This window comes from Telluria sp. LT2P80 (genome assembly GCF_059685955.1).
The window spans coordinates 1-2,884 of the sequence record NZ_JCASIO010000027.1 but is presented as its reverse complement, the minus strand read 5'-3'; the positions used below and the strand labels follow the sequence as shown (position 1 = coordinate 2,884).

Here is a 2,884-nt window from a genome sequence, read left to right as displayed (position 1 = left end):
AACGACTTTGCGCCGATGATAGTGCTGCAACCAGTGTGAAAGTAGGTTATCGTCAGGCTAGTTATATAGAAAAGCCCCGCTCAGTGATCTGAGTGGGGCTTTTCGCTTTGGGCGATCAAAATGGCCTGACATTTGATCCGTCACCATACTGCGTCACTCGATGCTAGTCATGGCAGTCTGGCAAGCGGCTTTATATACTGTGTCTCTACTGCATCTCCCCCGTCAGACAAGGTCATGCCGACTTTTGTGTGAAAAAACATCAGTACAAATGACATAGCGAACAGAAAACTTTGCTTTCTGTATGGAATCAATAGTGCGCTATTAAATCTTCTCTATAATCTTCCGTCAGTGTTCAACATCCGCCAGTTGATGGGTCAAATCCATCCGTAGAAACCGTTTTTTCTTTCAAAGTCATTGTCATATGAGCATATTTTCCTCACTCAGTACCCGTGCAAAACTCGGCGTTGGATTTGGCCTGGTCGGAATCCTCATCATCGTGCTCGCGTTTTTTGCTTGGCGTGAGTTAGGAAATGTTGGGCAGGAACTGGCGACTCAGAACGCTGTACGCACGACCAAGCTCGAGCGCCTATATGCGCTGCGTGAATCCCTCGCGCAAACTGGGCTTGCTGCACGCAACGCTTACATCATTCCGGATACGATGCAAGCACAGGGCGAGCTGTCTCTGCTGGACGAGCACAAGGCTAATTTCCTTGAGGAGCTGCAGGCTCTGGCACCCTTGTTTGAGGGAAATGCTGACTTTGCGACGATGCGTGCCGGCCTGCTGCGTATGGCAGAGGAACTCAATCGTCCAAGACGCTACCGCGATGCCGGGCAGATGACAGAATATGGTGCATTCCTGGTCAACGAGTGCAGCCCGCTGCGCCGGCAAAACGTGCTGGACATCGATCGCGTAATCAAGGCCGTGCAAAAGCAGGTCGAAGCCGGTACGCTGATAGCAGAACAATCTGTCACGTCCGCACAAACGACGATCATCGCAGTTGCGCTCGCGGCAGTGATGATCAGTATTCTGGTCGGTGGCGCCATTACGGCGCACCTGCTGCGCCAGTTGGGTGGCGAACCTTTGGAAGTCAATCGCATCGCATCGGCGATCGCTTCAGGCGACCTCACAGTCAAGGTGACTGTGCGCCCCAAAGATCGGGCGAGCGTCATGTACGCCATTGGTGAAATGCAAACCAGTCTGCAGCGTATCGTTGCGCAAGTGCGGGGTGGCACTGACATGATTGCAAATGCTTCCAGCGAAATCACCGCCGGCAACAGCGACCTTTCAACGCGCACTGCTCAACAAGCCTCCTCGCTGGGTCGAACGGCAACGTCGATGAAAAAGTTCACGGCCGTGGTGGAACAAAATACCGCACACGCCCGTCATGCCAATACGCTTGCGGCATCAGCAAGTCAGGTTGCCAGTAAGGGTGGCAATGTTGTCACTGCAGTGGTGAGCACGATGCAGGAAATTAATGCATCTGCGCACAAGATCTCGGACATCATCAGCGTCATTGATGGCATCGCATTTCAAACCAATATCCTCGCACTCAACGCTGCAGTAGAGGCAGCGCGTGCAGGCGAACAGGGCCGTGGCTTCGCCGTGGTCGCCAGTGAAGTGCGAAGCTTGGCCCAGCGTTCGGCCAGCGCCGCAAGAGAGATTTCCGCATTGATCGGCGAATCGGTCGCCAAGGTGGATGCGGGCTCGAAGCTGGTCGAGCAAGCCGGCATGACGATGAACGACATCGTGACGAGCGTGCAACATGTCAGTGGCATTATCGAAGAGATCACTGCCGCCAGCGAAGCGCAACACGCCGGCATTCAAGAGGTCAACCTTGCTGTTGATCAGATGGATGCAGCAACCCAGCAAAATGCTGTGCTGGTCGAGCAGTCCGCTGCGTCGGCAGCAGCGCTCAATGAGCAAGCGGGGAGTTTGTTGCGAACGGTTCGGGTGTTCCGAGTCAATGCCGAGAACCAGCCGCTGCGAATCGCAGCATAAGTCAGATGAACGACAGCGTCGGCTTAGCCGTCGTTGTCGTTCAAGCTATTGCGCAGTTCGACCAACTGACCACGTAATGTCTCTGCTTCGTCGGCCGAACACTTTGTCGCACGAAATACTGCCGCCATTACATTGGCGGCTTTTTGTTTGAGTGCCTTGCCATCGTCAGTCAGGCTGATGATCACTTGCCGCTCATCACTACGCGCACGATTGCGCTGCACTAGGCCCTGGGCCTCCATGCGCTTGAGCAATGGGGTCAACGTTGCGGAATCCAGGAACAGATGCACGCCGATATCTGACACCGTCAATTGATCCTGTTCCCACAACACCATCATGACGAGATATTGAGGGTAGGTCAGGCCCAGTTGAGGGAGCACGCCACGATAAACCCGCATCATTGCCAACGAAGTCGAATACAGCGCGAAGCATAGCTGTTCGTCGAGGCGAGGCGTGGTGGTAGAGGGAAGAGGAGGGGTCGTCATGGATCCAATATAGGTCGCACACTAGATAATTGCAAGCAATGCTACCCAAGGGGGCTAGCGCCCTCATGCTTTGGCAGTCCCTCGCGATTCGTGGAGCAAGCCCATGTCATCTGTCGCGTCTTGCTATTTTTGACGCATGAATACTCGCTTTGAAGAATATTCCTGAAGGGGTCTTGTGCAATCTACCCATGGTTTGTTATAGTTCGCCTCCGCTTCGGCACTGACCGAAAAAGTTAACGTAATCAAGTGGTTACGAGAGCAAGGTCTACAGAGAAATCTGAGACGGAGCGAAAAGAAAGAGTTGACGAGATTTCGGAAACACAGCATAATCTCTCTTCTCTGCTGCAGCGAACAAAACGATTCGCTACTAACAGCAAGAAGCACCGAATAAAGTTCTTTAAAA

Annotated in this window: 2 protein-coding genes; one reads left to right on the top strand and one right to left on the bottom strand. The window is 53.3% G+C overall.

Going from position 1 to position 2,884, the window contains the following annotated elements; genetic code table 11:
- The first annotated feature begins 421 nt into the window (after positions 1–421).
- Positions 422–1,999 carry a methyl-accepting chemotaxis protein gene (locus AC56LW_RS23980; RefSeq protein ID WP_499638357.1) on the top strand — a complete coding sequence of 526 codons (1,578 nt, stop codon included), beginning with the start codon at positions 422–424 and terminating at the stop codon, positions 1,997–1,999.
- Positions 2,000–2,022: 23 nt separating this feature from the next.
- Here AC56LW_RS23980 and AC56LW_RS23975 read toward each other — a convergent pair whose 3' ends face one another.
- Entirely contained in the window at positions 2,023–2,481 is a 459-nt protein-coding gene (locus AC56LW_RS23975) for a MarR family winged helix-turn-helix transcriptional regulator (protein ID WP_499638354.1), read from the bottom strand.
- Between the last annotated feature and the right edge of the window lie 403 nt (positions 2,482–2,884).